Raw genomic sequence first — 23,552 nt, 5'->3', positions numbered from 1 at the left:
CCAGCCGATGCAATATGAAGGTAAGCTCTACCGGGCGCTGAACCCGATCTATGCTCGCCAGCCACTCTCGGGTCGGGGAGCTGAACTCTATGGCGGCCGGTTCAATCCAAAGCGGATGCCGGCGCTCTACACGTCGCTATCAGTGATGACCGCGTTGCGCGAGGCCAATCAGGTCGGCAACCTGCAGCCGACGTTGCTCGTCTCCTATGACGCTTCTTTCGAGCGCGTCTTCGATGGTCGCGACGAAGATGCGCTCCAGGCCGAAGGGATGGACGCCGCCGCGATTTCAGACCCGACATGGCGCGACCAGATGAAGGCAAGCGGCGAGGCCAGAACACAGAGCTTCGCCAGGCGGCTCGCCGCCGCCGGCTATCATGGTCTGCTCGTCCGAAGCTTCGCCCCGGGCGCGACCTGGGAGGATCTGAACCTCGTCCTTTGGGAATGGACTGAGAGCGCGCCAGCGCGACTGATCCTGATCGACGATGAGCACCGCCTAGGTCGTCCGGAATAGCTCGCCCAACTCATGGGAAGCGAAGCTCACGGACCGCCACTGAGCCAGCGCCTTCGATGTCTGCTGCGAACGCCTTTCGATATCCGCCAACTGCCTGCGTTGCCTAACATGTGGCCCAACAGCAACGTTGACCGCTGAGATTCGGGAAAGCGATCTGGAACGACTGCAGAAACAGAGAAAAACAGCAGGGCGATCGGCGCCGGTCGTTGCCTCTTCTTAGGTGGAACTTCGTTTCGGATTCAGCAGGTTGCGCTTCGGCAGCTCTTTGGGCAATTGCTCGAAGAACGTCGTGGTGAACAGCATGATGAACAACGAAAGGCCGAACGCAGTCTTTAGAAGGATCACCTCCAAAAACTGTCGAGCATTCGCACAGCCTGCACCGACCGCGTGGGCGCTGCTATCCACGGCCTTCGGTGAAGGCCGTGGATGGTTGGCATTCTGCCGAGATAAGTGTGGCCAGCTATTTGGCAGCGATTGCCTGGTTGGTCTTGTCGACATCGGCGCTCATCGCCGCATAGGTTTCGTCGAGCGAGAGTTCGCCGACGATCAACTGGCTCATTCTCTGGACGATCAACTGGTAGATCGCTGAGGATCCCTTCATGCGCTCCATGTCGCGCGCTGCCTGCGGCACGTTCTTGCGGCTCGCCAGGAAGACGGCCATCGCATCCTTAGCATTGTTGCTCGCGAGCTTGTACTGCGGGTCCTTGATGTCGGCGCCTGTCAGAATGACGTAATTCTCGGCGACCTCACGCTGGATTTTTTCGGAACCCAGAAACTCGATGAAGGCGGCGACGGCCTCCGGATACTTGGTGCGCTTGAAGCCAACAATCGCGGTGCCGCCCGGCATGGCGTAGCAGCCGGCATCGCCGCACGGCGCGCTGATCGCCGTCCAATCGAAAGCATCGCCAATCTTCTGCTGGAACGGGTTCACCATCCAGTTGCCGGCAAGATAGGTCACGACGTTACCGTTGACGAATTCGTCGCCCATGTTCTTGTACTGAGATCCGCCGGCCGCTCCCCACATTTCCTTCGGGAAGGAACCGTCCTGTGTCCAGCTGTAAAGATCTGCAATGTAACGCTTGGCGGCATCGTCCGGAAACGAGAACTTGCCGTCCTTGACGTAGGTCGCTCCATACGAGAATGCAGCGCCGGAAAAGCGATGCCCCGATCGATCCATCGTAAAGGGAATTTGAGCACCTGTGGCCTTGGCAACACGCGCGGACGCTTCCACGATTTCCTTCAACGTCGCGTCGGACTTCGGGAGCGGTTCGCCTGCCTGTTCGAAAAGCGTTTTGTTTACAAACGGCAGATTGAATGTCTGCGACGCGACATATCCGTTGATCGACTGCGGATCATTGACGCCCTGGAAGCGAAGAATGTTGAGACTGTCGCCATGCAGCTTGGCGAAGCCTTCGGGGTCTTTCATGTAAGGACGCATGTCGAGGTAATATGGCGCAAGCTGCCAGTCGGAAATCTTGGCGACATCCGGCCCCTCGCCGACGGCAAGCTGCACAGGCAGTTGCTTGGAAACGGCGTCATAGCCGGACGACACAAAGTTGACCTTGACGTCGGGATGTGCGGCCTCGAATTCCTTGCTGAGTGCTTCCATTCGCTCGACGTAAGCCTGGTCGTCGTCGGTGAACAGGAAAGTAATCGTCTTGGTTTGCGCCATGGCCATGCTGGACCACGCGAAGGAACCGGCCGTCAGAGCGAGCGCGAATGCTGCCGAAAGAGAGTGCTTCATTTTCATCCTCCCATGAAAACATTTTCATAAATCGCGATTGAGATCGTCGATAAACGAATTTCATATACTTGACATTCCTGCCGTCAAGCTATTTTCTGGGGCAGTTGCGCGGATATTTGAGCAAAACTCGAAAAGAACTCGCACAAAACCGGAAATGAAAAATTTTTCATTCGATTGCGGAGGAGGCGATCTGTGAACGAAGGGCCGGGCCTCGAGGCGGCTGCATATTATGTTGGCCAAGGTCAGACCGTGACGGCTTGGGCGGTTTCTGATCTCATCGCCAGCTATTTTCCTGGCATCGCTGCGCCGGCGGAAGATCGCGTCGACTATCGTTTCATCAATGGATTTGTCGACGTTGGGGATCTGCCGTGCCGCAAGGCTTTCTGGTCAACAATGGTCGGGCGGGAACTCGTTGCCGATACGTCGTGGCCGACAAAGAGCCTCTACCTACCTGGCTCAAACCGCCGCGTCGAGTTCACCGGATTCTGGCACGTGCCGACCCATCTGCGTCGATGGCTGAGGGGCACCTTCAGGACGGCGTCGCCCCGTCTCCTGCATCTCAGGCTCAAGACCTGCGGCGGGGTTCGCATATGGGTCAATGGGCAGGAAGCGGTGCGTTTCGAACCGTTCAGGCGCAATCTGGAAAGTTCAACGGACATCGCGCTGTCGCTGGAAGCCGGCGACAACCAGATTCTCGTTCACTCCGAGGACCTTGCCGAACGCGACACGACCTGGTTCTTCGAACTTGAAGTGCTGGACAAGGAGCCGCTATGCGTGCTGTTGCCTGTGGCGCTGGATCAGGACGAAGTCCGCGAACTGGAAAACCTTGCGCGCGGCGTGCGCCCTGCACGCGACGTCTTCGTCAACCAGCCATTGGAACTGGTATTCGATACGGCGCCCCAGCGCGACGTGCCGGTGGAGCTGAAGGTCATCGGCCACGGCCATGAGCGGCCTGTTCTCGCACACTCTCTCTTGACCCTGCGTGCCCATCAAAGCCGTCTGATAGCCGAAAATGTGTGTCGCATTGCAGATGGCTATCATGGCGTGCATCTGACGATCGGCAGCGGGCCGGGATCGGTCACGCGCGTCATCGATGCCGGCTTTCTTGCAAACATTTCTCCATCGTCACTCAAGGCGACACTGAAGGATCGCAAGCGGCAAGCGCTCGAATACAGCGCCCGCTTCGGTGCTGATCGTGTGGCGCGCATCATTGCAATGATGGAAACCGGCTACCAAGACCAGGCGAGCTTTGACCGCATCATGGAAGCAACGCTCGCCTCTATCGATGCGCGTGAAGATTGCTCGGATTTCATCATGGTGCCGCTTCTTTGGCTGCTTGGCGCCTATGCCGCTCAAATGCCGGCCGGCACCGTCGATCGCATAAAGCACTCCGTTCTGTCTTACCGCTATTGGGTCGACGAGCCGGGCAATGACGCAATGTGGTTTTGGAGCGAAAACCACGTGCTGTGCTTTCACACAAGCCAACTGTTGGCGGGGCTTTTCTTGCCGGAGAAGATCTTTTCAGCTTCGGGCAGGACAGGAAGACAGCAGGCAGAGCTCGCCGCCGCGCGCCTGGCGCACTGGTTCGACAGTGTGGAAGCACACGGCCTTGCGGAATGGAATTCGGCTGCATACTACCCGGTCGACTTCATCGGGCTGCTGGCGCTGGAGCGCTGGGCTGAGGCGTCCATTGCCGAGCGCGCGCGTGCGCAGCTCGATCTCATTTTCCGGATGATCGCTCTGCACACGCTTTCGGGTGTTCCGGCCGGATCGCAGGGCCGCGCCTATGACAAAGAGCTGCGCGCCGGCCCTCTGACCGAGCTCGCACCCTTCGCACAAGTCGCTTTCGGAACTGGTTGGCTCAACAGTGGGGTGGCGTCGTTGCCGTTGTTTTGCGCGGGCAGCTACGAACCGCCTGCCGATCTCGCCGATCTTGCAAACCTGGGTCCGGGCAGAAGCGTGGAGGCTCGCTATAGTCAGGGCCTGGAGAGCGCAAAGCTCGTCCTCTTCAAGAACGAAGCGGCACAGCTTTCGACCGTCATTGATCACAAGACCGGGCAGAAGGGACATCAGCAGCATGTCATCGATGTGCGCCTGGCTGGCCATCCCATGGCAAGGCTCTGGATCAACCATCCTGGCGAGGATGATCCATGGGGCAATCAAAGGCCGTCCTATTGGGCCGGCAACGGCATTCTGCCGCGCGTCGCCCAGCATCGTGACGTCGCCCTTCTGATTGAGGAAACCCGCGACGCACGGCATGCATGGACGCACGCCTATATCGGCCGCGACGGTCTGGACGATCTCGTCATCGACGCCAATTGGCTGATGGCGCGCTCGGGCAACGGTTTTTCTGCCATCTACGCATCAAACGGTCTGGACCTGATCTCGGACGGTCCAACGGCTGGCCGCGAAGTGCGTTCCTATGGGTCGCTTTGTGGCTGGGCAGCAATTGTCGGATGCGGCGATGGCGACGCGTTCACCACCTTCGTCGAGCGCATCCGTCAGACGGCGGTCTCCTTCGACCGCGAGCGTCGACGTCTTGTGCTGACGCCAGGGGGCGGTCCGGCCATCAGTTTGTCTTATGCCGACGGGCTGTCGCTCGGTGGGCAGGCCAGGCCCTTCGCTTACGATCAACCGCACCCAATCCTTACCTACGACAGTGCAGCATCCGACGCTGACACTGAAAGACCGTTCTACTCTTGAATATAGGTGCCAGCATGAACCCAACCTCTGTCGACAATACCGCCCTTCTTTCGACCATCGATCGGGTCGCGATGGCTTTCAGCCGTCTCAAGGGCATCAGGGAAGGCCTGGCGACCGCCGAGTCCACCTCGGGGATCCAGTTCGACGAATGGGATTGGGAAGTCGGCGTTGGTCTTTACGGCTTCCTAAGACGCGCGATTTCCACCAATGATCAAAAAGCGCTTCAGGACCTTGTGGCCTGGTACAGCAGCCAGATCGAGCGGGGCCTACCGCCACGCCAGATCAACAGCACGGCCCCGATGCTGCCGCTTGCCATCCTCGTTCAGCATGTCGATCGTCCCGATTTTGTCGCCCTTGTCGAAGACTGGGCCGAATGGTTGGTAAAGGAACTGCCCAAAACCGAGGACGGTGGCTTTCAACACGTTGTCAAGGAACGCCTCAACGAGGGCGAGCTTTGGGACGACACGCTGTTCATGGCCTGCCTCTTTCTCGCGCGCGCTGGCGTGCTTTGCAAACGCGACGAATGGATCGACGAAGCCGTCTATCAGTTCGTGATCCACACGCGCTACCTGTCGGATCCGGTGAGTGGGCTATGGTATCATGGCTGGACCTTCAATGGACGGCACAATTTTGCCAATGCCTTTTGGGCTCGCGGCAATGCCTGGATCACGGTGGCCATCCCGGAGCTGTTCGAGCTTGTGCCGATGCTGGGGGAGAAGGACCGGCGTTACCTTTCCAATGTTCTTGCGAGCCAGGTACGCTCGCTCAAGGCGTGCCAGAGGCCGGATGGAATGTTCACAACCTTGTTGGACGACCCCTCGTCGCCACTGGAGACGTCAGCCACCGCCGGAATTGCCTACGGCATCCTGCGTGGCGTAGATGCCGGCATTCTGGATAGCAGCGACCGGATCTACGCCGAGCGGGCGCTTTCGGCCGTGCTGGCACGCATCGACGAGGAAGGCGTGGTCCATGGTGTTTCGGACGGCACACCGATGGGCCACGACCTCGATTTCTATAGGCGCATACCGAATGTGCCGACGCCTTACGGCCAGGCGCTCACCATGCTGCTCCTGACGGAAGTCCTTATGGAGCGCGGTCACCTGCAATGAGCGCGGCGTCTCCAATCTCGATCGATGCGGCCGGCAGCGACGATACCGCTCGATTGCAAGCAGCGATCGACCAAGCGTCGGCTTCAGGCGGCGGGCGCGTGGTACTTGAGGCGGGTATCCATTTTTGCCGGGGGCTCCAGCTCAAATCCGACGTCGATCTTCATCTGGCCACCGGCGCGATCCTGCGTCCGGTCCCGGACTATGACGCGTATGCACATACGACCGTTTCGGTCATTGCCGAAAAATCAAACCGCGGCATGATCGTCGCCAAAAATGCGCGGCGGATAAGCCTGACGGGCTTCGGCCGCCTCGAAGCCGGTTGCGACGACTTCATCGTCGGTGACGACAAGACGGTAGGGACATTCATCCCGGCCGATTTTCGACCGCGCGTTGTCGTTTTCGAGGCGTGTGACGGGGTTGAGATCAGTTCCATCCATATATCCCGCTCGCCGATGTGGACGCTGCATTTTGTCGACTGCACGGATGTTGCGGTCAGGGGAGTGAGGATCGAGAACGACCATCGTCTTCCCAATACGGACGGTATCGTTCTCGATGCATGCCGCGGCGCCATCATCGAAGATTGCCTGATATCGACCGCTGACGACGGCGTTTGCCTGAAGACGAGTATGGGTCCGGCGGGTGGCGCCATAGGGCAATGCGAAAATATTCTCGTCCGCCGATGCTCGATCCAAAGCTTGAGTTGCGCCCTTAAGATCGGAACGGAAACGCATGGCGATATCACAAATGCCGTATTCGAGGATTGCAATGTCTCGGCCTCCAACCGTGCGCTCGGAGTTTTCTCGCGCGACGGCGGTCGGATATCGAACGTCAGATTTTCGAGAATTAGAGTAGAGTGCCACGAAACGCTCGACGGCTTCTGGGGTTCGGGAGAAGCGTTGACGATCAATGTCGTCGACCGCGTCGCGGCGCGGACTGCCGGGGCGATCGAGAACCTGATCGTCGAAGACATAACCGGCCGAATGGAGGGGGCGATCAGTTTGATTTCGACGTCTTCCGCCGGCATTCGAAACATCCGGATGGCGCGCATAAACCTGGTCCAGCAGCCCGGGCAACTGGGCACAGGACAATTCTATGACCTGCGCCCGACGAATGCGGATTTGGCGCCGCGTGCCGATGGAGGCGGCCGCGCCAATGCCTGGACGCGCGGTTCAGACGGACGGGTGATCGGTCTTGAGCGCTATCCGGGAGGAATGCCAGCCGCCTACGTGGCCGGGGTCACGGGTATCTTTCTGGAAGAGGTGCTGATTAAAAGGCCAGCACCCCTGCCGCAGGGATGGAACAAGATAGACGTCGCCTTCGAAACGGCGACACCTGATGGGAGCAGGGCATGGCAGAACTGAAGCTTTCCACCGTCAACAAGTCATATGGCGCCATCAAGGTCCTGCATGATGTCGAACTTGATATCAAGGATGGCGAGTTCGTCGTTTTTGTTGGTCCCTCCGGATGCGGCAAGTCGACCTTGCTGCGCATCATCGCGGGTCTCGAAGACATAACATCCGGCGCAATCTCTATCGGAGGGCGGGATGTAGGCCAGCTTTCGCCCGCCGAACGCAAGATCGCCATGGTCTTCCAGTCCTACGCGCTTTATCCGCATATGAGCGTTCGCAAGAACCTCGCTTTCGGCTTGGAGAACCTCAAGTTCAAGCGCGCCGAGATCGAGGCGCGGATTGCCGAAGCGGCCAGGATGCTGGCAATCGAGCCCTATCTCGACCGGCGTCCGAAGCAACTTTCAGGCGGGCAGCGCCAGCGCGTGGCGATCGGCCGGGCAATCGTGCGCGAACCGGATATCTTTCTCTTCGACGAGCCGCTTTCGAACCTCGACGCCGCACTGCGCGTCCAGACGCGAGCCGAAATCACAAAACTCCATCGTGAGATCAAAACCACGATGATCTACGTCACCCATGACCAGGTCGAGGCGATGACAATGGCGGACAAGATCGTCGTGCTGCGCAGCGGACAGGTAGAGCAGGTGGGCGCTCCGCTTGAATTGTTTGATTACCCGCGAAATCTTTTTGTGGCAGGCTTTCTCGGTTCTCCACGCATGAACATCATAAAGGGTAAAGTCGCCGGTATCGGTGAAAGCGGCGTTATCGTCGACGTCGGCAACGGCGGCAAGCTGATCAGTGACGTGGATCTTTCCGGAATTCAGGTTGGCCAGGCAGTGCTTGCCGGCGTCAGGCCTGCGCACTTTTCACGCTCCGGTCAAGATGGGTTGCCGTTCGTCGTCCAGTATCATGAGGGGCTTGGAACCGAAACCTATGTCTACGGCAACCTGGAGGGGCAGGACGAGCAGATCATCATTCACGAGCCAGGTCATTTCGCGCCGTCACCAGGTGACCGCGTCCTGATCAACTCTGTGCCTGTGCGCGTTCATCTCTTCGATCCCGAAAGCGGCCTGGCGTTTGGCCGGCGGCAAGGCCAAGGGAGGCTCTGATATGACGACGCTCAAGAAAGGTGCGGTCCTTTATCAGGCAGGCGAAACGATCATGCGAGTGGTCGAGGCCCCCGTGAACGGGATGGAGCGCGTCCTCGGCCGGAAACGCATGCCATGGCTGTTTCTGGCACCGAATTTGGTTCTGTTCGGCATATTCACGTTCCTCCCCATCGCAATCGCCGTGGGTTACGCCTTTACGGGCGGGACGAACCTTTTCGTGTCGGACCGGCCGTTTGTCGGCTTGGACAATTTTCGCACCCTGCTTGCCTGCGATGACTATCTGAGGCCCGGAACTTGCCGGGAATCGCTTTTCTGGACGGCTGTGTGGAATACGCTTTGGTTCGTGGCATTCAACGTCGTCGCCACATTGCTCGTCGCCCTGATCACCGCACTGATACTTAATCGAGCAATTGCCGCGCGAGGCTTCTTCAGAGCAATCTTCTTCTATCCGGTATTGCTGTCTCCCGTCGTTATCGGCCTGATCTGGAAATGGTTCCTTGATCGAAATGGTCTGCTTAACGCCTTCCTGCAGATGCTCGGCGTACCCCCGGAAATCTTCCTTCTGGATGTCGGTTGGTCGCGCTTCTTCGTCGTGGTCGTCTCCGTTTGGTTTCACATGGGTTTTTACACCCTCATCCTCCTGGCCGGTCTCCAGGCCATCCCGAAGGAGCTTTATGAAGCCGCGTCAATCGATGCAGCCTCGCCTCGCCGCACGCTTTTCAGGATCACGCTGCCCCTGTTGGGGCCGAACCTTCTGGTCGTTCTGATTCTTCTGATGATCCGGTCCGTCCAGATCTTCGACGAAGCCTGGGTTCTTACGAACGGCGGTGGCCCGGGCACAGCCAACAGCTTTATCGTGCAATACATCTACCAGATGGCTTTCAGCAGCGATCTGCGTCTCTTCGGCCTTGCATCCGCGGCATCGGTTCTCATGGGATTGGTGCTCTTGGTACTGACGTTGATACAGCTGCGCCTTGGCCGGCGAATGGAGTCATAAAATGAATAACCTTATGAACCCCATCAGGTTTCTCACGCGCACGCGCCGGGCCGGACGCATCGATATGACCGACATATTGTCATGGATCTGGCTATTTGCCGGAACCCTTGCGGTGCTTGTTCCCGTTGTCTGGGCGGGCCTTTCCTCGCTGAAGCCGGCGGCTGAAATCACCCGGTTTCCGCCGACGCTGCTTCCCCGCGCTGCCGTCGAGCAGACTGTACCCGGATTCGACAAGCCGCTTAGCCTTTGGCAGGTCACCATTGATGGTGAGAAGCGCGAAATGGCGATGGTCCGCCGTATCGGCCTCAAAGCCCAAATGGTTGACCCTGTCAGTCCGGAAAAGCCCGTCAGCGTCGATGTAAAGAGTATCACACCCGTGCAGCGGTTGACCGTGGCCACACAAAACTACGCCGATCCATTGACGCGTTTCAACTTCCTGACCTTCCTCAAGAACTCGGTGTTTGTCACGTTCGTCGCAACGGTTTTGACACTCCTGGTCAATGCCATGGCAGCTTTCGCATTGTCGAAATACCGGTTTCGCGGGGACAAGACGGTTTTCGTGATCATCATTTCAACCTTGATGATCCCGCTCGCCGTCGTCATGGTCCCGGCATATCTGGTGGTCGTTGGCGTTGGTCTTGCCGACAACCTCTGGGGCGTCATCCTTCCGACGATCGCCTCTCCGACAGCCGTGTTTTTGCTGCGACAATATATGCTGACGATTCCCGATGAACTCATTGAGGCTGCACGCGTTGATGCGGCCAGCGAATTTTGCATCTTCTGGCGTATCATTCTGCCGCTGACGGCGCCTGCCTTGGCGGTGCTGGCGATCTTCTCCGTCCTTTGGCGCTGGAATGATTTCCTCTGGCCGCTTATCGTCCTCAACAGCCGCGAGAATTTTACGCTGCAGGTCGGCCTGAATGCATTTCAGGGAGAATTCTCGGTGCAGTGGCATTACATCCTTGCGATGACTTTTCTCAGCCTGCTGCCTGTGACGATCGTGTTCGTGTTTCTGCAGAAATACATCACCACAGGTATCGCCGGAACCGGGATGAAGTGATCCCGGTCAGCGTGGCGGGGCAATGCTGCCACGCAAAACGAGATGGCATCCCAGTTCCAGGCGGTGGGCCGGCCGGTGCGGATCATTGGCGATCAGCCGCTGTTCGATCAGGGACAAGGCAGCAGCGCCGAGCCTGTCGGCCGGAACACTGATTGTCGACAATGGTGGACGGCTGAACTCGCCTCGGACGATATCATCGAATCCCAGCACGGAAATCGCCTCCGGCACGCGAATGTCGCGATCAGCCAATGCCTTCAGGCATCCAAGCGCCAGGTTGTCGGCGGCGCAAAAGATGGCGGTCGCCCCTCGCATTTCAGGATCCTGATCAAGCAGCGCATTGATGGCAGCCTCGCCATGTCTGGGTTCATATCCTTCAGCCTCAAGGATCATGCCGTCCAGAACAGGAAGCTGCGCGGCAAGAAACGCGTCGGAAAAGCCGTCATATCGGCGCTGGATCGTCGTTCGCCCCTTCCAGGTCAGGTGCAGAATTTGACGATGTCCGAGCGCCAGCAGATGTTCGATACCCAACCGCGCTCCGAAGCGGTTTTCCGGCGTCACCGTATCGACCAGCATGGCCGGATCTTCGCCGTTTATGATGACGACGGGCATGCCGGCAGAAGCAAGACTTCGGATGAGTTCCGGCTGATCGTCATTCAAGATCACGATACCATCAGCGCGCTCCGAAAGCGCAATCTGCCTTACCTGATTACCATCGATTCTCCGGCCGGTGCTGACGAAGGGTACGGTTCTTATCCCGCGTCGCTCACATTCCTTCCGAAGGCCGTTGAGGATCGTCCAGCTCACCAAGTTGAGGTCACTTTGCGGAGCGGCATCGTCGGGAATTGCAAGCAGCAAGACACGCAACGCCGCAATTGTCGCCCTCTTCCTTCGGCGCTCGAGATAACCCAGACGTTTTGCTGAATTCAAAACCCTCTCACGTACTTCGATCGTGAGTGGGGCGGTTCCGTTCAGGGCGTGCGAGGCCGTGCTGAGGGACACATCCGCATCGCGCGCGACATCTTTGAGATTGACTTTGCGTTCCACTTTTCCGTCACGAGTTCTAATCGCGCCTTCGAAGGCATGTGAGCTAACTCGATGTTTTTACATAAAAACTTTCAAAACGCCATGTGTATTATGCCAATAATTTGCGAGATCTTCGCCGAAGATCGACCGCAAAGCTGCCGCAACGGATCTCTGGTCGCGGCGGCCTTTGCGAAAAGACGTCATTCCGTCGACAAGACTGCCCTGATTTCCTCCCAGCTGCTCAGGTCCGGCGCCAGCAGCAGCCGACCCTTCGACATCCCCGGGCGATACGGCTCGCGGTTCAGCAAAGCCCCATAGCCGCCCGCTTCGCGGTGGATCAGAACGCCTGCCGCATGGTCCCAGGGCTTCAATTCCGCATTCAGGGAGAAGCTCATCGCGCCAGTGGCGACCATCCGGTATTCGAAAGCCGAGCAGCGCCACGTGGTCGTGCGGCCGAAATGGCGCAGGCGCGGAGCCAAAGCCCCCTGCTCCTCAGGCAAGAACACATGCAGCGGCACGAATCCATGCATTTCGCCGACAGGACCGGGCGCGGCAACGCTGAGGCGGGTCGGCCTTCCGTTCCGAGCGACATGCCAGGCACCTTTGCCTGGCCGCGCGACAAGAAAGTCGCCGGTCAGGGGATAGTGGATCAGCCCGGCCACGGTTTCGCCGCCGGAAACGATGGCAACGATCATGCCGAACAAAGGGACGCCATGGGCGAAATTCCATGTTCCGTCGACAGGGTCGATGATCACGGCGAGATCAGTATTCGTCAGGCGCGCAAGCAGCTCCGGATCGGCCGAAACCGCCTCTTCGCCCACCAGCAGTGCCTCAGGGAAGTGTGCCGAAAACGCCTCGGACAATCGGCGTTCCGCTCCGATATCGGCATCTGTTACCAGATCGTCCGGTGCAGTCTTCGTGCGGATGCCATCTGCGGTCACGCCGAGAAACCTGGGCAGGATCTCCGCCTCGCCTGCCTGGCGCATATCCTCCATCAGAACGGAGATCACGGCATCGGAAATCATGGTCATGCCTTGCGAACTTCCAGGTAAGATTTCAGGGCGGCGGGCTGGTCGGTCTGGATAACGCTGATGCCGGCGTCGATCAACCGGCCCCAGATAGAATCCGGATCGGCAAGCGCAGCGCTATCGGTCCATTCGCCGCTACCCGGCTGATCGAGCGTGTTGACCCAAAGCGCCATGCCCGCTTTGACGAAGGATTCGCGGTTGCGTGCGATCGTCTCCAGGCTGTCGAAGCGGATCTCGCACATGAAGGGCGAAAGTTCGGCGAGCACAGCAAGCGTGTCTTTCGTGCCTTCGGCGGTAAAGAGCGCCATGCCCATGAACGGTACGCCGTCGAGATTTTGGGCACGAACCCATGCGACATCGGCGCTGGTGTGTATCGTGGTCTTCAGATCGACATCGTTACTCGCAGCCTCTGCGCGCGCCAAGGCCGCGACTTCCGGAAAAAGCGCCCTGTCCTTGAGGTCGAGGTCGGCGAAGATGCGGCCGCGGACGACCTCCAAAGCCTGTTTCAGCGTGGGAATGCGCTGATCCGTGAGCGCACGGATTTCACCGCCGTCTCCATCACGCAAGGCAATCGACCGGAGTTCCGCCATCGTGAGACTCTCGGCCACCCGGTCGATACCGGCCATGCGCTCGAGGGTATCGTCATGCATCAGGAAAAGCTCGCCATCAGCACTTTTGCGGACATCGAGTTCCACTATTTCACAGCCGAGCGCGATGGCCTTTTCGATGGCAGCCAGACTGTTTTCCGGCGCACCATGCCAGGCACCGCGGTGAGCAACGACGGCACAGGAACGCGCCGGATCGGCGATAAAGTCTTTGTAGGTCATGAGGCTTTCTTTCTTTAGGCGCCGAAGACACCGGCTATGGCCCGGCCTGTCTGCGCATCGAAAAGATGCAGCCGGGAAGGAGGGAAATTCAGGGAGAGCTCAACGAGGTCGGCAGTGTCGACGCCGAAGGGTGTCGCGATGCGGACTACCAATCCGGCCAGCTCGGCCGCCAGTACCGAATGGGAGCCAAGGTCTTCGCGAAAACGCAGCATTGCCTTGCAAAGCCGTCCGGCGCCGTGGCCACTGGCGACGATGTCTTCTGGACGAATGCCAAGCTGATAATTGCCGGTCAAAGAGGCTTCGGCCACGACTTGCCCGTCAGCCAGCCGCAATGCGGAACCATCGCCGGTCACCGGCAGAATATTCATTGGCGGAGCGCCGATGAATTTTGCGACAAAGACCGAAGCTGGATGGTGGTAAATAGCCTTCGGTGTATCAAATTGTTCGATGCGCCCTCTGTTGAGGATCAGGATGCGGTCGGCGAGTGTCATCGCTTCCACCTGGTCATGGGTGACGAAAATGGTTGTGGCGCCGATGCGCCGATGGAGTTCGGCAAGTTCAACGCGCATATCGTGCCTGAGCTGCGCATCGAGGTTTGAAAGCGGCTCGTCGAAGAGCAGTACGCCTGGTTCGCGCACGATGGCGCGGCCGATCGCAACGCGCTGGCGCTGGCCGCCCGACAATTGCCCCGGCTTGCGATGAAGATAATCAGAAAGGCCGAGCATCTTCGCGACCGCCTCTACCCGCTCGGCACGCTCCACCTTCGGTAGGCCTGCGACTTTAAGGCTATAGGCCATATTCTCGAGCACGGTCATATGTGGATAGAGCGCGTAATTCTGGAAGACCATGGCACAGCCGCGCTGCTTCGGCTCGAGGTCCTGCACTTCCCGATCGCCGATGACGATCTTCCCTCCACTGACGCGTTCAAGCCCGGCGATCATCTGCAGAAGCGTGGATTTGCCGCAGCCGGAAGGGCCAAGCACGACGGTGAATTCGCCTGCCTTGAGTTGCACATCCATCGGCGGAATAACGACGGTCTGGGCGTCATAAGCCTTCGCAACGCCTGCGAGCTTGATATCGGCAGCTGCGGCTCGGATGGCCGTATCGATGGCGTTCATTGCTATTTCTCCGAAAGGACGAGACCCTGCACGAGATAGCGTTGCAGAAGCGCGATCATTGCGAGGGGAATGATGGAAACGATCACGGCACCGGCCATGATCATCGGAAAGTCCGGCACGGTGCCCTCGGCGTCCGGGACGAGCCGCGCAAGCCCCACCACGGCAGTCTGCATGTCAGGTGTCGATGCACCGACGAGCGGCCACAGATATTGCGTCCAGCCGCTGAGGAACGTCAGTACGAAAAGTGCTGCGAAGCTGGTGCGTGATAGAGGCAGAATAATATCGAAGAGAAACCGGATCGGCCCGGCGCCGTCCATGCGTGCAGCCTTGAACAGATCCGTCGGCAACGTGCGGAAGAACTGCCGGAAGAGGAAGGTTCCTGTGCCATGGGCGACAAGCGGCGCGATCAGGCCAAAATGTGTGTTGAGCACGCTCCATTCGAGATGAACGGGAGCTCCGGCGATTTGTGCGATCAGATCGTTGAGACCGGTGACGTCAAGCAACCCGTTCAGCGGGGAAAAGACGTTCGACGCCACCTGATAGGTGGTGATGACGCGGATCTCCAGCGGCAGCATGATTGTGGCAAGGATCAGCGCGAAGGCAACACCGGCCCATCGCACCCGGAAATAGACGATCGCATAGGCAGACAGAAGCGACAGGACACAGGTCGCCGCCGCATTGCCGAGCGCCACCAGAAAGCTGTTGAGCATCTGGATCGGGATGTGCGTCTCCGAAAAGACGCGCGCCATATTGGCAAGAAGCTCGTCGCCCGGGTACCAGGCAAGTCCGTTGCGCAGCATGAATTCGTAGGAATGCGAGGCTGTCGCAAGCGTCATATAGAGCGGCCCGGATATATAGAGTATGCCGATCAAAAGGATGAGGCTGGCAGCGAAATTGAGCGAACGCGCGTCTTCAACCATGGCTCACCTCTCGTAATTGATGCGCCGGCCGACAAACATGAACTGGGCGGCAGTAAGGGCGATGACGAAGACCATCAGGATCGCGGTCTGCGTCGAGGCGCCGGAAAGATCGTATCCACTGAAACCGTCCACATAGATCTTGTAGACGAGCAGCGTGGTCGCCCCGCCCGGACCGCCATCGGTGATCGTATCGATGAGTGCGAAGGCAGACGTTACGCTTTCGGTGAACTCCAGAACCAGCGTCAGGAAAAGCTGCGGCATGATCAGGGGCAGTTGCACGTCGAGGATGCGCCGCCAGGGCCCTGCCCCGTCCATCGCCGCAGCCTGGTGCATGGTGCGTGGGATTGATTGCAATCCTGCCAGGATGATGACGAAGTTGAACGGAATGCCGCCCCAGACATGCGCGGCGACAAGCGTGATGAAGGCGTCCGTACCGTCTATGCCGGGCGCCCAGATGCCTGCAGCCGCCAGCGTCGAAATCTTCATAATCGCTCTCACCTGTCCTGAAAAATACGGTCGAACTTAATCCAGACCATGAACGTGCCGATTTCTACACTTTGCGTGTAACAATTGGATGACGGTTTTGAAAAGCTTGCCGCAGCCGATATTTCTCGATATTGCAAGATGCAACTGAGCCATTTCGACGTTGAGACAGGCCAGAATTATTACACATGCATAGTAATTACCGACCGGTTTGTAAGAGATGCCCTATTTCCCCGAAGCGATCATTGCCCGCCGATTTCTAAGGGCCACTGAGGAAGGCGTCGTCTCGCCCAACGAGCGCAATCTCCTGCGACTTATCTGGCGCCATCCTGGACTGTCGCGCTCGGAAGTGACGGCTCATACCGATCTTACCCAACAATCGGTATACCGCATCATCGACCAGCTGGCAGAACGCGGTATCGTCGGCTTCGGCTCTCCGAAACCCGGTGTCGGCCGCGGTCAGCCGAGCCCCACACTGAGGCTGGAAGGCCGCTATGCCTATTCGTGCGGGATATCCGTCAATACCGACGTCATCGGCCTCTGTTTGATGGATCTGGCAGGCAATATCCTCGCCGAGACCAGCGTGACGCTGCGCGAACACACGATGGCGCAGTCTCTCGACCTGATCCGTGAGCAGCTTGCCGAACAGCAGAAAATCAAGGAATTGTCGCCGGACGCATTCTTCGGCATCGGTTTTGCCATTGCCGGCTATCACGTGGGGGGAACCCGTTATAATGCGCCGCTGCCGCTCCACGAATGGTCGCTGATCGAACTTGGGCCACTGCTTGCCGAATTCTTCGGTAAGCCGGTCTGGGTGCATAACGGCGCCAATACCGGTGCTGTCGCCGAATCCATGTTCGGCGTCGGCCGTTACATCAAGCACTTCGCCTATCTAAGCTTCAACTACGGCTTCGGCGGCGGATTGATCAGCGACGGAGAACTGCTTCTGGGCGGAAATGGCAATGCCGGAGAGTTCTCCGGCATCTATGACAATCAAGAAAACCAGCGCCGGCCGGCTCTGCAGCTTCTGATCGAACGGCTCAGCCGGAACGGCATCCATGTCCCTTCCATCACCTACATGCGCAAATATTTCAATCCGCAATGGCCGGGCGTCGTCGAATGGGTGGATGAGATTACCCCGGCCTACAACCGCCTCGTCAACGCAATATGGGCGATCTTCGACCCCCAGGCGATCGTCTTCGGCGGACAGGTCCCCTCGGACCTGGCCCAGATGATGATCGATCGCACCGAGTTGTTTGGCCGCCCGCGTTATGGTGTGGATCGTCCGCGCCCAAAACTCATTGTTTCTGAGATCGGCAGCGACGCCTCGGCCATGGGGGCTGCGATTACGCCTTTTCGATCAACCTTTTACTAGACAACAGGCAACTTCATCGTCAAACAATTTTTCCACGCGCGACGACGGGCCAGATTTCCGCTCCAGTCCGATCGCCACTCGTCACCATGACCGCGTCAACCATATTGGTGACGACGCAGACATGATTTGGCACGATCCGCACCTTGTCCCCGACCGTAAGGCCGATCGCGCCCGTGCTGACCAGCCTTCCATGCTCTTCCGAAAGCTGGTCGATCGTAACGTCGTCGCGTCCGAGCACATGACCGTAACCCACAAGGCCGAGCAAGTCTGAGGTCAGCGTCTTGGATCCGGCGTCGATCACAGCTCGATCCGGTGCGGGAACGGAGACGACGGTGGCGAGCACGTTCAGTGCACAGTCCTCCCAGCCGCAGACGCCGCGCGCCACGAGCGATCGGTCATTGTAGACATAGGTTCCGGGACGATACTCCGTCGTTATCGGGGACTCGGCCGCATGCATCATGGACGGCGTACCGCCTGAGGAAACAACCGGAACGGTGAGTCCCCGCGCATTGATGCGGGTAGTGGCCTGCCTCATGAAACGTTCGACCTGCGCCTCGCCGCCTGCCGGCGGATAGGTCATTAGCCCGCCGAAAACGAGGCCGGGTGCCGCCTGGATCGCGACAGCCAAGTTCTCGGCCTCCTCGACCGTCGCGACGCCGCAGCGGTTCGCGCCCGTATTACATTCCACGAGCACCGCCAACGGCGCAGGCGCGGCATGGAAAGCCGCCGACAGCCCGTCGACGACCGCGCGGCTATCGGCGACGACCGACAGATTTACTTTTCCGGCCAACGCCTTTAGGCGCTCCAGCTTGGCAGCACCCATGATGTTGTAGGTGATCAGTACGTCGCGTATGGCGTTGCTGCCGGAAACCATCGCCTCGGCTTCCGAAACCTTCTGGCAGGTGACGCCGATTGCGCCCGCTGCAAGCTGCATCTCTGCGACGGCTGGCAGCTTGTGTGTCTTGATGTGCGGGCGCACACGGAGACCGTGCCTGTCTGCATAATCCTGGAAGCGCTGGATGTTCCGCTTCGCGATGTCGAGATCGATAAGCACCGCCGGCGTGTCGATCGCCGTCAAATCTTTAGATGAGAAGGGCATGGGAGCCTCTGAAAACGGTATGGGGAATGCTGCACCGCCGGAAACCTGTCGTCAATCGACGCTGCATCTTTATGGCAGAGCCTATTGACAAGTCATTCCTCATACCTCTTGATATGTCAATCCAATAACACAGACATATGTCCGCTATATTGGATTATCAGAAAAACGGTCAATCAAGGGGAACACGATGACCAATTCCTTCCTCGCCGGCACGATGTCGCTGGCCGTCGCCACAGCTCTGTTTTCTACGCCCGTCCTCGCCGATGGCAGCAAGCTCGACGAAGTGCTTGCCCGCGGCCATCTCGTCCTTGGCACAGGCAGCACCAATGCGCCCTGGCACTTCAAGAGCGCAGACGACAAGCTTCAGGGCTTCGACGTCGATATGGGTCATATCATCGCCAAGGCACTCTTCGGCGATCCCGAAAAAATTGAGTATGTGAACCAGTCCTCCGACGCCCGCATCCCAAACATAACGACGGGCAAGGTCGACATCACCTGCCAATTCATGACCGTTACTGGCGAACGCGCTCAGCAGGTTGCCTTCACCATTCCTTACTATCGCGAAGGTGTGGGTCTGATGCTCAAAGCGGACGGAAAATATGCCGATTATGCCGCACTGAAGGCGGCTGGCTCGTCCGTCACCGTCTCGGTCCTGCAAAATGTCTATGCCGAGGCCATGGTGCATGCTGCGCTGCCGGAGGCGAAGGTGGATCAGTATGAATCCGTCGACCTCATTTATCAGGCGCTGGAATCTGGACGCGCTGATACAGTTGCGACAGACCAGTCGTCGCTCGCCTGGTACATGACGCAGAGCCCGGGCCGCTACAAGGATGCCGGCTACGGCTGGAACCCGCAAACCTACGCCTGCGGCGTCAAGCGCGGCGATCAGGATTGGCTGAACTTCGTCAACACCGCTCTGCACGAAGCCATGACCGGCGTTGAGTTCGACACCTACGCCAAATCTTTCAAAACCTGGTTCGGCAAAGATCTAACCCCGCCTCAGATCGGCTTCCCAGTCGAATTCAAATAACAGCCGTGTGGAGCGGGACCTGTTTTCCCGCTCCCTCAGCCTCAGGGGAAGGCACGCCATGGGTTACACTCTGAATTTCGCGGCCGTTTGGCGTAATTTCGATTTCCTGTTGAGCGGACTCGCGCTTAGCCTTGGCCTTGCGGTGATCTCGATCCTGATTGGAGCGGTGATCGGACTTTTTTCGGCCTTCGCACTGACGTCGAAGAACCGCTACGGGGTCGCAGCAGCGCAGCTCTATGTCACGGTGATCCGCAACCTGCCGATCCTCGTTCTGGTGCTATTTGCCTATTTCGCGCTGCCGCAGATGGGCGTCCGCCTCGATAAATTGGAAAGCTTCGTGCTGGTTTTATCCCTATATTCGGGTGCTTATCTCGCCGAAGTGTTTCGGGCCGGATTATTGTCAATTCCGGGAGGTCTGACGGAAGCCGGGCTCGCCATCGGCCTGACGGGGATGCAAATCCGCAGCTCCATCATCGCTCCACTGATGCTGCGTAACGTGCTGCCGTCGCTGTCTTCAACGATCATTTCGCTTTTCAAGGACACTTCGCTCGCCGCCGCCATCGCCGTGCCCGAGCTGACATTTGCGGCCCGCAAGATCAACGTCGAGAGCTTCCGCGTCGTAGAGACCTGGATGGTCACGTCCGCCCTCTATGTCGCAACCTGTTTCCTCATCGCCGCCTTGATGCGTTTCGTCGAGGGCCGTCTGGCCCTGCCGAGGTAAGCCTGGATGTCCCACACCTTTCTCGAACAACTCTGGATCGCCCGATACGTCATCATGAACGGCCTCGCCATGACTGTATCGATCTCTCTGCTGGCCATCCTCGCGGGTTCCGTACTCGGCGTTTTCGTCGGCTTGGCGCTCGTCTACGGCGGCGCAGTTTTGCGATTAACGGTCCGCGCCTATACGGACGTTATTCGCGGCACGCCGGTGCTCGTGCTCGTACTGGCGAGCTATTACGTCTCCTCCGCCGCCGGAGTTGATCTCGGGCCGTTTTCGGCAGGTGTCCTCGCACTTGCGATCTTCTGCTCCTCGCATGTCGGCGAAATCGTGCGCGGAGCCCTTCAGGCAATCCCCAAGGGACAGACCGAAGCCGCCAAGGCGATCGGCCTGACCTTCACCCAGACCTTCACTTCCGTGCTATGGCCGCAGGCCATGCGCCAGTGCTTGCCGTCGTGGGTGAACACGGCGGCCGAGATGGTAAAGGCCTCAACCCTGCTCTCTGTCATCGGTGTGGCGGAGCTTCTCCTGCGCACGCAGGAGATCATCTCCCGCAATTTCATGAGCCTGCAGTTCTATTTCCTGGCTGGCGCTCTTTATTTCATTGTCAACTACGGCATCGAGCAGTTCGGCAAATATGTCGAGCGCAAGACCGCCCTGCCGTCCTGAAGAGGCTCCCCAATGGTCAAGACCATTCTCGACATCAAGGGTCTGCGTAAGACCTACGGCATCCACGAAGTCCTCAAGGGCGTCGATTGTAGCGTCCAGGAAGGTGAAGTCATTTCTATCATCGGCTCGTCCGGCTCTGGCAAGACGACTTTGCTTCGCTGCATCAACATGCTCGAAGAATTCCAGAGCGGCACGATTAGCCTGGACGGTGAGGAGATCGGCTATCGCGTCGAAGGCGTGACCCGGCGCCGCAAGAGCGAGAAAGAAATTGCACGCCAGCGTGCGCTGACCGGCATGGCGTTTCAGCAGTTCAATCTCTTCCCCCACATGAGTGCGGCTGAAAACATTATGCTTGGCCTCGTCAAGGTGAAGAAAATGACGAAGCCGGAAGCCCGCGCCATTGCCGAAAAATGGCTCGACCGCGTTGGCCTCGCCGCTCGCATGGACCAATATCCCGGTCAGCTTTCCGGCGGCCAGCAGCAGCGCGTCGCGATCGCCCGTGCCATCGCCATGTCGCCGCGGCTGATGCTGTTTGATGAAGTGACCTCTGCGCTCGACCCCGAACTCGTGGGTGAAGTGCTCCAGGTCATCAAGGGGCTTGCCGCCGACGGCATGACCATGCTGCTCGTCACCCACGAGATGCGCTTTGCCTACGAAGTTTCGTCGCGCGTCATCTTCATGAACCAAGGCGTCATCTGCGAGGAAGGCGACCCGAAGAAAATGTTCGTCAGTCCGAAGACAGAGCGGCTCGCTGAGTTTCTCAAAACCTCAAGTTTCAACTAGAAGAGAGATCCCATGACAATCAAGCGTTACGGTGCTGGCGAAACCGGGGCCGGCGGACAACCGCTGCCCTTTGCCCGGGCGACGGAAGCAGCAGGCTGGCTCTATGTCTCGGGCCAGGTTCCTATGGAAAAGGGTGAAATCGTGCCCGGCGGTATTGTCGCACAGAGTCGCAAGGCGATCGAGAACATGATCAGTATTCTCGACGAAGCCGGCTACGGTCTGAAAGATGTCGTGCGCGTTGGGGTATGGCTCGATGACCCCCGCGATTTCTGGAGCTTCAATGGCGTCTATGCTGAATTTTTTGGCGGGAATGCACCGGCACGTGCTTGTGTTCAGTCGCGGATGATGGTCGATTGCAAGGTGGAAGTCGATTGCGTGGCCTATCGCGCCGATCGCGCCTGACAGCAACTCCGGAGAAGAACATGACCGAAGCCTCCGGCGACACGGTATCACGACGGACGCGAGGACTGGATCGCGCCTTCGAGATCCTTGAGTTCCTGCGTGTGAAGCGTCGGCCGATGCGCCCGAATGAGATCGCTGCGGAAATCGGGGCGCCGCGCTCCTCAATCTACGAACTCGTCAACCTGCTGCTCAACCACGGAATGTTGGATTATCAGGGCGGCGACGGCCGGGTCTTTCTCGGCCGCCGCCTCTATTTCCTCGGCACCGCATATGCCGAGCAGTTCGACCTTATGCGCGAGTGCGACCGTATGCTGGTCCATCTCGCCGAGGAAACGCGTGAGACGGCGCAGATGTGTCTGCTCGAGGGCAACAAATATACGGTTGCGATGATGCGCGAGGGCATCCGACCGTTCCGAATCTCCTCGAATGTCGGTGAACTCGTTTCCATTCCCTGGACCGCGTCAGGCCGCCTCCTCGTGTCAAACCTTTCGGATCAGGAAATCCTTGAACTTATCCCGCCGGAGGATTTCGTTTTGCCAAACGGCCGCCGGCTGGAGCCGGCGGATTTCATCGCCCAAGCAAGGCAGGCAGCACGCGATGGATATTTCACCTTCAATAGTGAAGTGGAGAATTTTACCCATTGTTTGGCTGTCCCGATTTATCAGGCTGATGGTGCCTGCATCGCCACGCTGTGCCTGGTTGCCCCGCGCGAGGACGGGCTGCGCAATCGCGCTGCCTATCTCGATAGCCTGTTGAACGCGGCACAAGAGATTTCCGAAAAGCTCGGATTCAATTCACTTTCAAGACGCGCTTCCACATCGCGCGTTTGAGAGTAACAGCACTCCGGCCTCGATTTCGCGACGGCCGCACCGGTTGCGCTGAGGAGCGTGATACCTTAGCCCGGGTTCCTAACCCTTGCGGATGAGATGGAAGATGGGCTAGAGACTACAATGCGTTTCGACCACAAACGTGCCGATTGCGCATGAATTGGGCAAGCGCGGCACCCGCCCGCCCGCGAAAGAAAGCTGGGGCGAGGAAGACCTCGCTGACATGTAGATTTGTTGCAGATCGAAAAGCTGTTTTACCGAGCGGAAGTGGCCTTGTGGCGCATTAAGGCCGTCTTGGGGCGGGACGGCACGGCTTGGCCCATGACGGTGGAAGTATCGCATCACATCGATGCATCCGAGCCTGACGCTGATGGGTTTTGCGACTACCATTACGAGTACGATGTGTTTGAGTTCACAGATGGGTCCGTGACCTTTCTGGCGCGTGCATATAGCGACGAGCCTGAAAAGGCGGCAATGATGGCGCGGATCGAAGGGCAAGACCATCATCTTCCGACAAAGCGGGATCTGCGTCATCCGCTGTTTCTTGAGGCCGCAGCCTATCTGCGCGCAGGCGGCAAAACCGACCTCGATTGGCTTGACAGAAGGAGCCGCGCCTATGTCCCGTTGACGTAGGAGATTGGGGTGTGTCGCGGCAATAATTGTATCCGCCG

At 58.7% G+C, this 23,552-nt stretch carries 23 protein-coding genes and 1 pseudogene; 15 read left to right on the top strand and 9 right to left on the bottom strand.

The genetic code is table 11. From position 1 onward, the window contains the following. Positions 1 to 7 precede the first annotated feature (7 nt). Positions 8 to 511: an RES domain-containing protein gene (locus ISN39_RS22945; RefSeq protein WP_194730576.1), complete on the top strand. Its 504-nt coding sequence runs from the start codon at positions 8 to 10 to the stop codon at positions 509 to 511. Between the two features lie 216 nt (positions 512 to 727). Here the strand turns inward: ISN39_RS22945 and ISN39_RS22940 are convergent, their stop codons facing one another. Together ISN39_RS22940 and ISN39_RS22935 are read right to left on the bottom strand one after the other, a co-directional pair. Continuing rightward, entirely contained in the window at positions 728 to 916 is a 189-nt protein-coding gene (locus ISN39_RS22940) for a hypothetical protein (protein WP_194730575.1), read from the bottom strand. Between the two features lie 55 nt (positions 917 to 971). Continuing rightward, complete coding sequence (locus tag ISN39_RS22935) at positions 972 to 2,261, bottom strand: ABC transporter substrate-binding protein (RefSeq protein ID WP_194730574.1); 1,290 nt, start codon at positions 2,259 to 2,261, stop codon at positions 972 to 974. A 186-nt stretch (positions 2,262 to 2,447) separates the two neighbouring features. On the opposite strand from ISN39_RS22935, the gene ISN39_RS22930 reads away from it, so the two are divergent. The 6 genes from ISN39_RS22930 to ISN39_RS22905 are packed head-to-tail and all read left to right on the top strand — an operon-like array spanning position 2,448 to position 10,579. After that, complete coding sequence (locus ISN39_RS22930) at positions 2,448 to 4,958, top strand: hypothetical protein (protein ID WP_194730573.1); 2,511 nt, start codon at positions 2,448 to 2,450, stop codon at positions 4,956 to 4,958. Between the two features lie 14 nt (positions 4,959 to 4,972). Beyond that, on the top strand, positions 4,973 to 6,067 hold the full coding sequence (locus ISN39_RS22925) for a glycoside hydrolase family 88 protein (protein ID WP_194730572.1): 1,095 nt from the start codon (positions 4,973 to 4,975) through the stop codon (positions 6,065 to 6,067). Further along, entirely contained in the window at positions 6,064 to 7,428 is a 1,365-nt protein-coding gene (locus ISN39_RS22920; protein WP_194730571.1) for a glycoside hydrolase family 28 protein, read from the top strand. Before ISN39_RS22925 ends, ISN39_RS22920 begins: the two co-directional genes overlap by 4 nt. Beyond that, a complete protein-coding gene (ugpC, locus tag ISN39_RS22915; protein WP_194730570.1) occupies positions 7,416 to 8,522 on the top strand; it encodes a sn-glycerol-3-phosphate ABC transporter ATP-binding protein UgpC in 1,107 nt (368 codons plus the stop codon). Before ISN39_RS22920 ends, ugpC (ISN39_RS22915) begins: the two co-directional genes overlap by 13 nt. 1 nt (position 8,523) lies before the next feature. After that, positions 8,524 to 9,519 (top strand): sugar ABC transporter permease, encoded by a 996-nt coding sequence (locus ISN39_RS22910; RefSeq protein WP_194730569.1) that lies wholly within the window; start codon positions 8,524 to 8,526, stop codon positions 9,517 to 9,519. Between the two features lie 13 nt (positions 9,520 to 9,532). After that, positions 9,533 to 10,579 carry a carbohydrate ABC transporter permease gene (locus ISN39_RS22905; RefSeq protein ID WP_194731884.1) on the top strand — a complete coding sequence of 349 codons (1,047 nt, stop codon included), beginning with the start codon at positions 9,533 to 9,535 and terminating at the stop codon, positions 10,577 to 10,579. Between the two features lie 6 nt (positions 10,580 to 10,585). Here the strand turns inward: ISN39_RS22905 and ISN39_RS22900 are convergent, their stop codons facing one another. The 6 genes and pseudogenes from ISN39_RS22900 to ISN39_RS22875 all read right to left on the bottom strand — a co-directional run. Continuing rightward, positions 10,586 to 11,623, bottom strand: coding sequence for a LacI family DNA-binding transcriptional regulator (locus ISN39_RS22900; protein WP_074072645.1), 1,038 nt, complete (start codon positions 11,621 to 11,623; stop codon positions 10,586 to 10,588). Positions 11,624 to 11,802: 179 nt separating this feature from the next. After that, entirely contained in the window at positions 11,803 to 12,633 is an 831-nt protein-coding gene (locus ISN39_RS22895; protein WP_194730568.1) for an inositol monophosphatase, read from the bottom strand. After that, positions 12,630 to 13,457 carry a glycerophosphodiester phosphodiesterase family protein gene (locus ISN39_RS22890; protein ID WP_194730567.1) on the bottom strand — a complete coding sequence of 276 codons (828 nt, stop codon included), beginning with the start codon at positions 13,455 to 13,457 and terminating at the stop codon, positions 12,630 to 12,632. Before ISN39_RS22890 ends, ISN39_RS22895 begins: the two co-directional genes overlap by 4 nt. A 14-nt stretch (positions 13,458 to 13,471) precedes the next feature. Continuing rightward, positions 13,472 to 14,575, bottom strand: coding sequence for a sn-glycerol-3-phosphate ABC transporter ATP-binding protein UgpC (gene ugpC, locus ISN39_RS22885; protein WP_194730566.1), 1,104 nt, complete (start codon positions 14,573 to 14,575; stop codon positions 13,472 to 13,474). A 2-nt stretch (positions 14,576 to 14,577) separates the two neighbouring features. Beyond that, complete coding sequence (locus tag ISN39_RS22880; protein ID WP_194730565.1) at positions 14,578 to 15,495, bottom strand: ABC transporter permease subunit; 918 nt, start codon at positions 15,493 to 15,495, stop codon at positions 14,578 to 14,580. Positions 15,496 to 15,498: 3 nt separating this feature from the next. Continuing rightward, positions 15,499 to 15,954: pseudogene (locus tag ISN39_RS22875) on the bottom strand (ABC transporter permease subunit); the annotation flags it as partial. A 244-nt stretch (positions 15,955 to 16,198) separates the two neighbouring features. Between ISN39_RS22875 and ISN39_RS22870 the strand changes: the two are divergent. Further along, complete coding sequence (locus ISN39_RS22870) at positions 16,199 to 17,353, top strand: ROK family transcriptional regulator (protein ID WP_194730564.1); 1,155 nt, start codon at positions 16,199 to 16,201, stop codon at positions 17,351 to 17,353. Positions 17,354 to 17,372: 19 nt separating this feature from the next. On the opposite strand, the gene ISN39_RS22865 is transcribed toward ISN39_RS22870, so the two are convergent. Further along, positions 17,373 to 18,431, bottom strand: a complete 1,059-nt coding sequence (locus ISN39_RS22865; protein ID WP_194731883.1) for a D-TA family PLP-dependent enzyme — start codon at positions 18,429 to 18,431, stop codon at positions 17,373 to 17,375. A gap of 208 nt (positions 18,432 to 18,639) precedes the next feature. Here ISN39_RS22865 and ISN39_RS22860 point away from each other — a divergent pair, with 208 nt between their 5' ends. The 7 genes from ISN39_RS22860 to ISN39_RS22830 all read left to right on the top strand — a co-directional run bounded on the left by ISN39_RS22860 (position 18,640) and on the right by ISN39_RS22830 (position 23,514). After that, entirely contained in the window at positions 18,640 to 19,482 is an 843-nt protein-coding gene (locus ISN39_RS22860; RefSeq protein WP_194730563.1) for a transporter substrate-binding domain-containing protein, read from the top strand. Positions 19,483 to 19,540: 58 nt separating this feature from the next. Beyond that, positions 19,541 to 20,203 carry an amino acid ABC transporter permease gene (locus ISN39_RS22855; RefSeq protein ID WP_194730562.1) on the top strand — a complete coding sequence of 221 codons (663 nt, stop codon included), beginning with the start codon at positions 19,541 to 19,543 and terminating at the stop codon, positions 20,201 to 20,203. A 6-nt stretch (positions 20,204 to 20,209) separates the two neighbouring features. Beyond that, positions 20,210 to 20,869 carry an amino acid ABC transporter permease gene (locus tag ISN39_RS22850; protein ID WP_194730561.1) on the top strand — a complete coding sequence of 220 codons (660 nt, stop codon included), beginning with the start codon at positions 20,210 to 20,212 and terminating at the stop codon, positions 20,867 to 20,869. A 12-nt stretch (positions 20,870 to 20,881) separates the two neighbouring features. After that, the gene (locus ISN39_RS22845) at positions 20,882 to 21,652 is read left to right on the top strand and encodes an amino acid ABC transporter ATP-binding protein (RefSeq protein WP_194730560.1); all 771 of its coding nucleotides are present in this window, start codon (positions 20,882 to 20,884) and stop codon (positions 21,650 to 21,652) included. A 12-nt stretch (positions 21,653 to 21,664) separates the two neighbouring features. Continuing rightward, the gene (locus ISN39_RS22840; RefSeq protein WP_194730559.1) at positions 21,665 to 22,054 is read left to right on the top strand and encodes a RidA family protein; all 390 of its coding nucleotides are present in this window, start codon (positions 21,665 to 21,667) and stop codon (positions 22,052 to 22,054) included. Between the two features lie 20 nt (positions 22,055 to 22,074). After that, positions 22,075 to 22,884 carry an IclR family transcriptional regulator gene (locus tag ISN39_RS22835; RefSeq protein ID WP_194730558.1) on the top strand — a complete coding sequence of 270 codons (810 nt, stop codon included), beginning with the start codon at positions 22,075 to 22,077 and terminating at the stop codon, positions 22,882 to 22,884. Between the two features lie 231 nt (positions 22,885 to 23,115). Continuing rightward, the gene (locus tag ISN39_RS22830) at positions 23,116 to 23,514 is read left to right on the top strand and encodes a hypothetical protein (RefSeq protein ID WP_194730557.1); all 399 of its coding nucleotides are present in this window, start codon (positions 23,116 to 23,118) and stop codon (positions 23,512 to 23,514) included. Positions 23,515 to 23,552: the final 38 nt, after the last annotated feature.

The organism is Rhizobium sp. 007 (assembly GCF_015353075.1).
Taxonomy (GTDB): domain Bacteria; phylum Pseudomonadota; class Alphaproteobacteria; order Rhizobiales; family Rhizobiaceae; genus Rhizobium.
The sequence above is the reverse complement of the archived record's forward strand: the minus strand, read 5'-3'. Positions and strand labels throughout refer to the sequence as shown.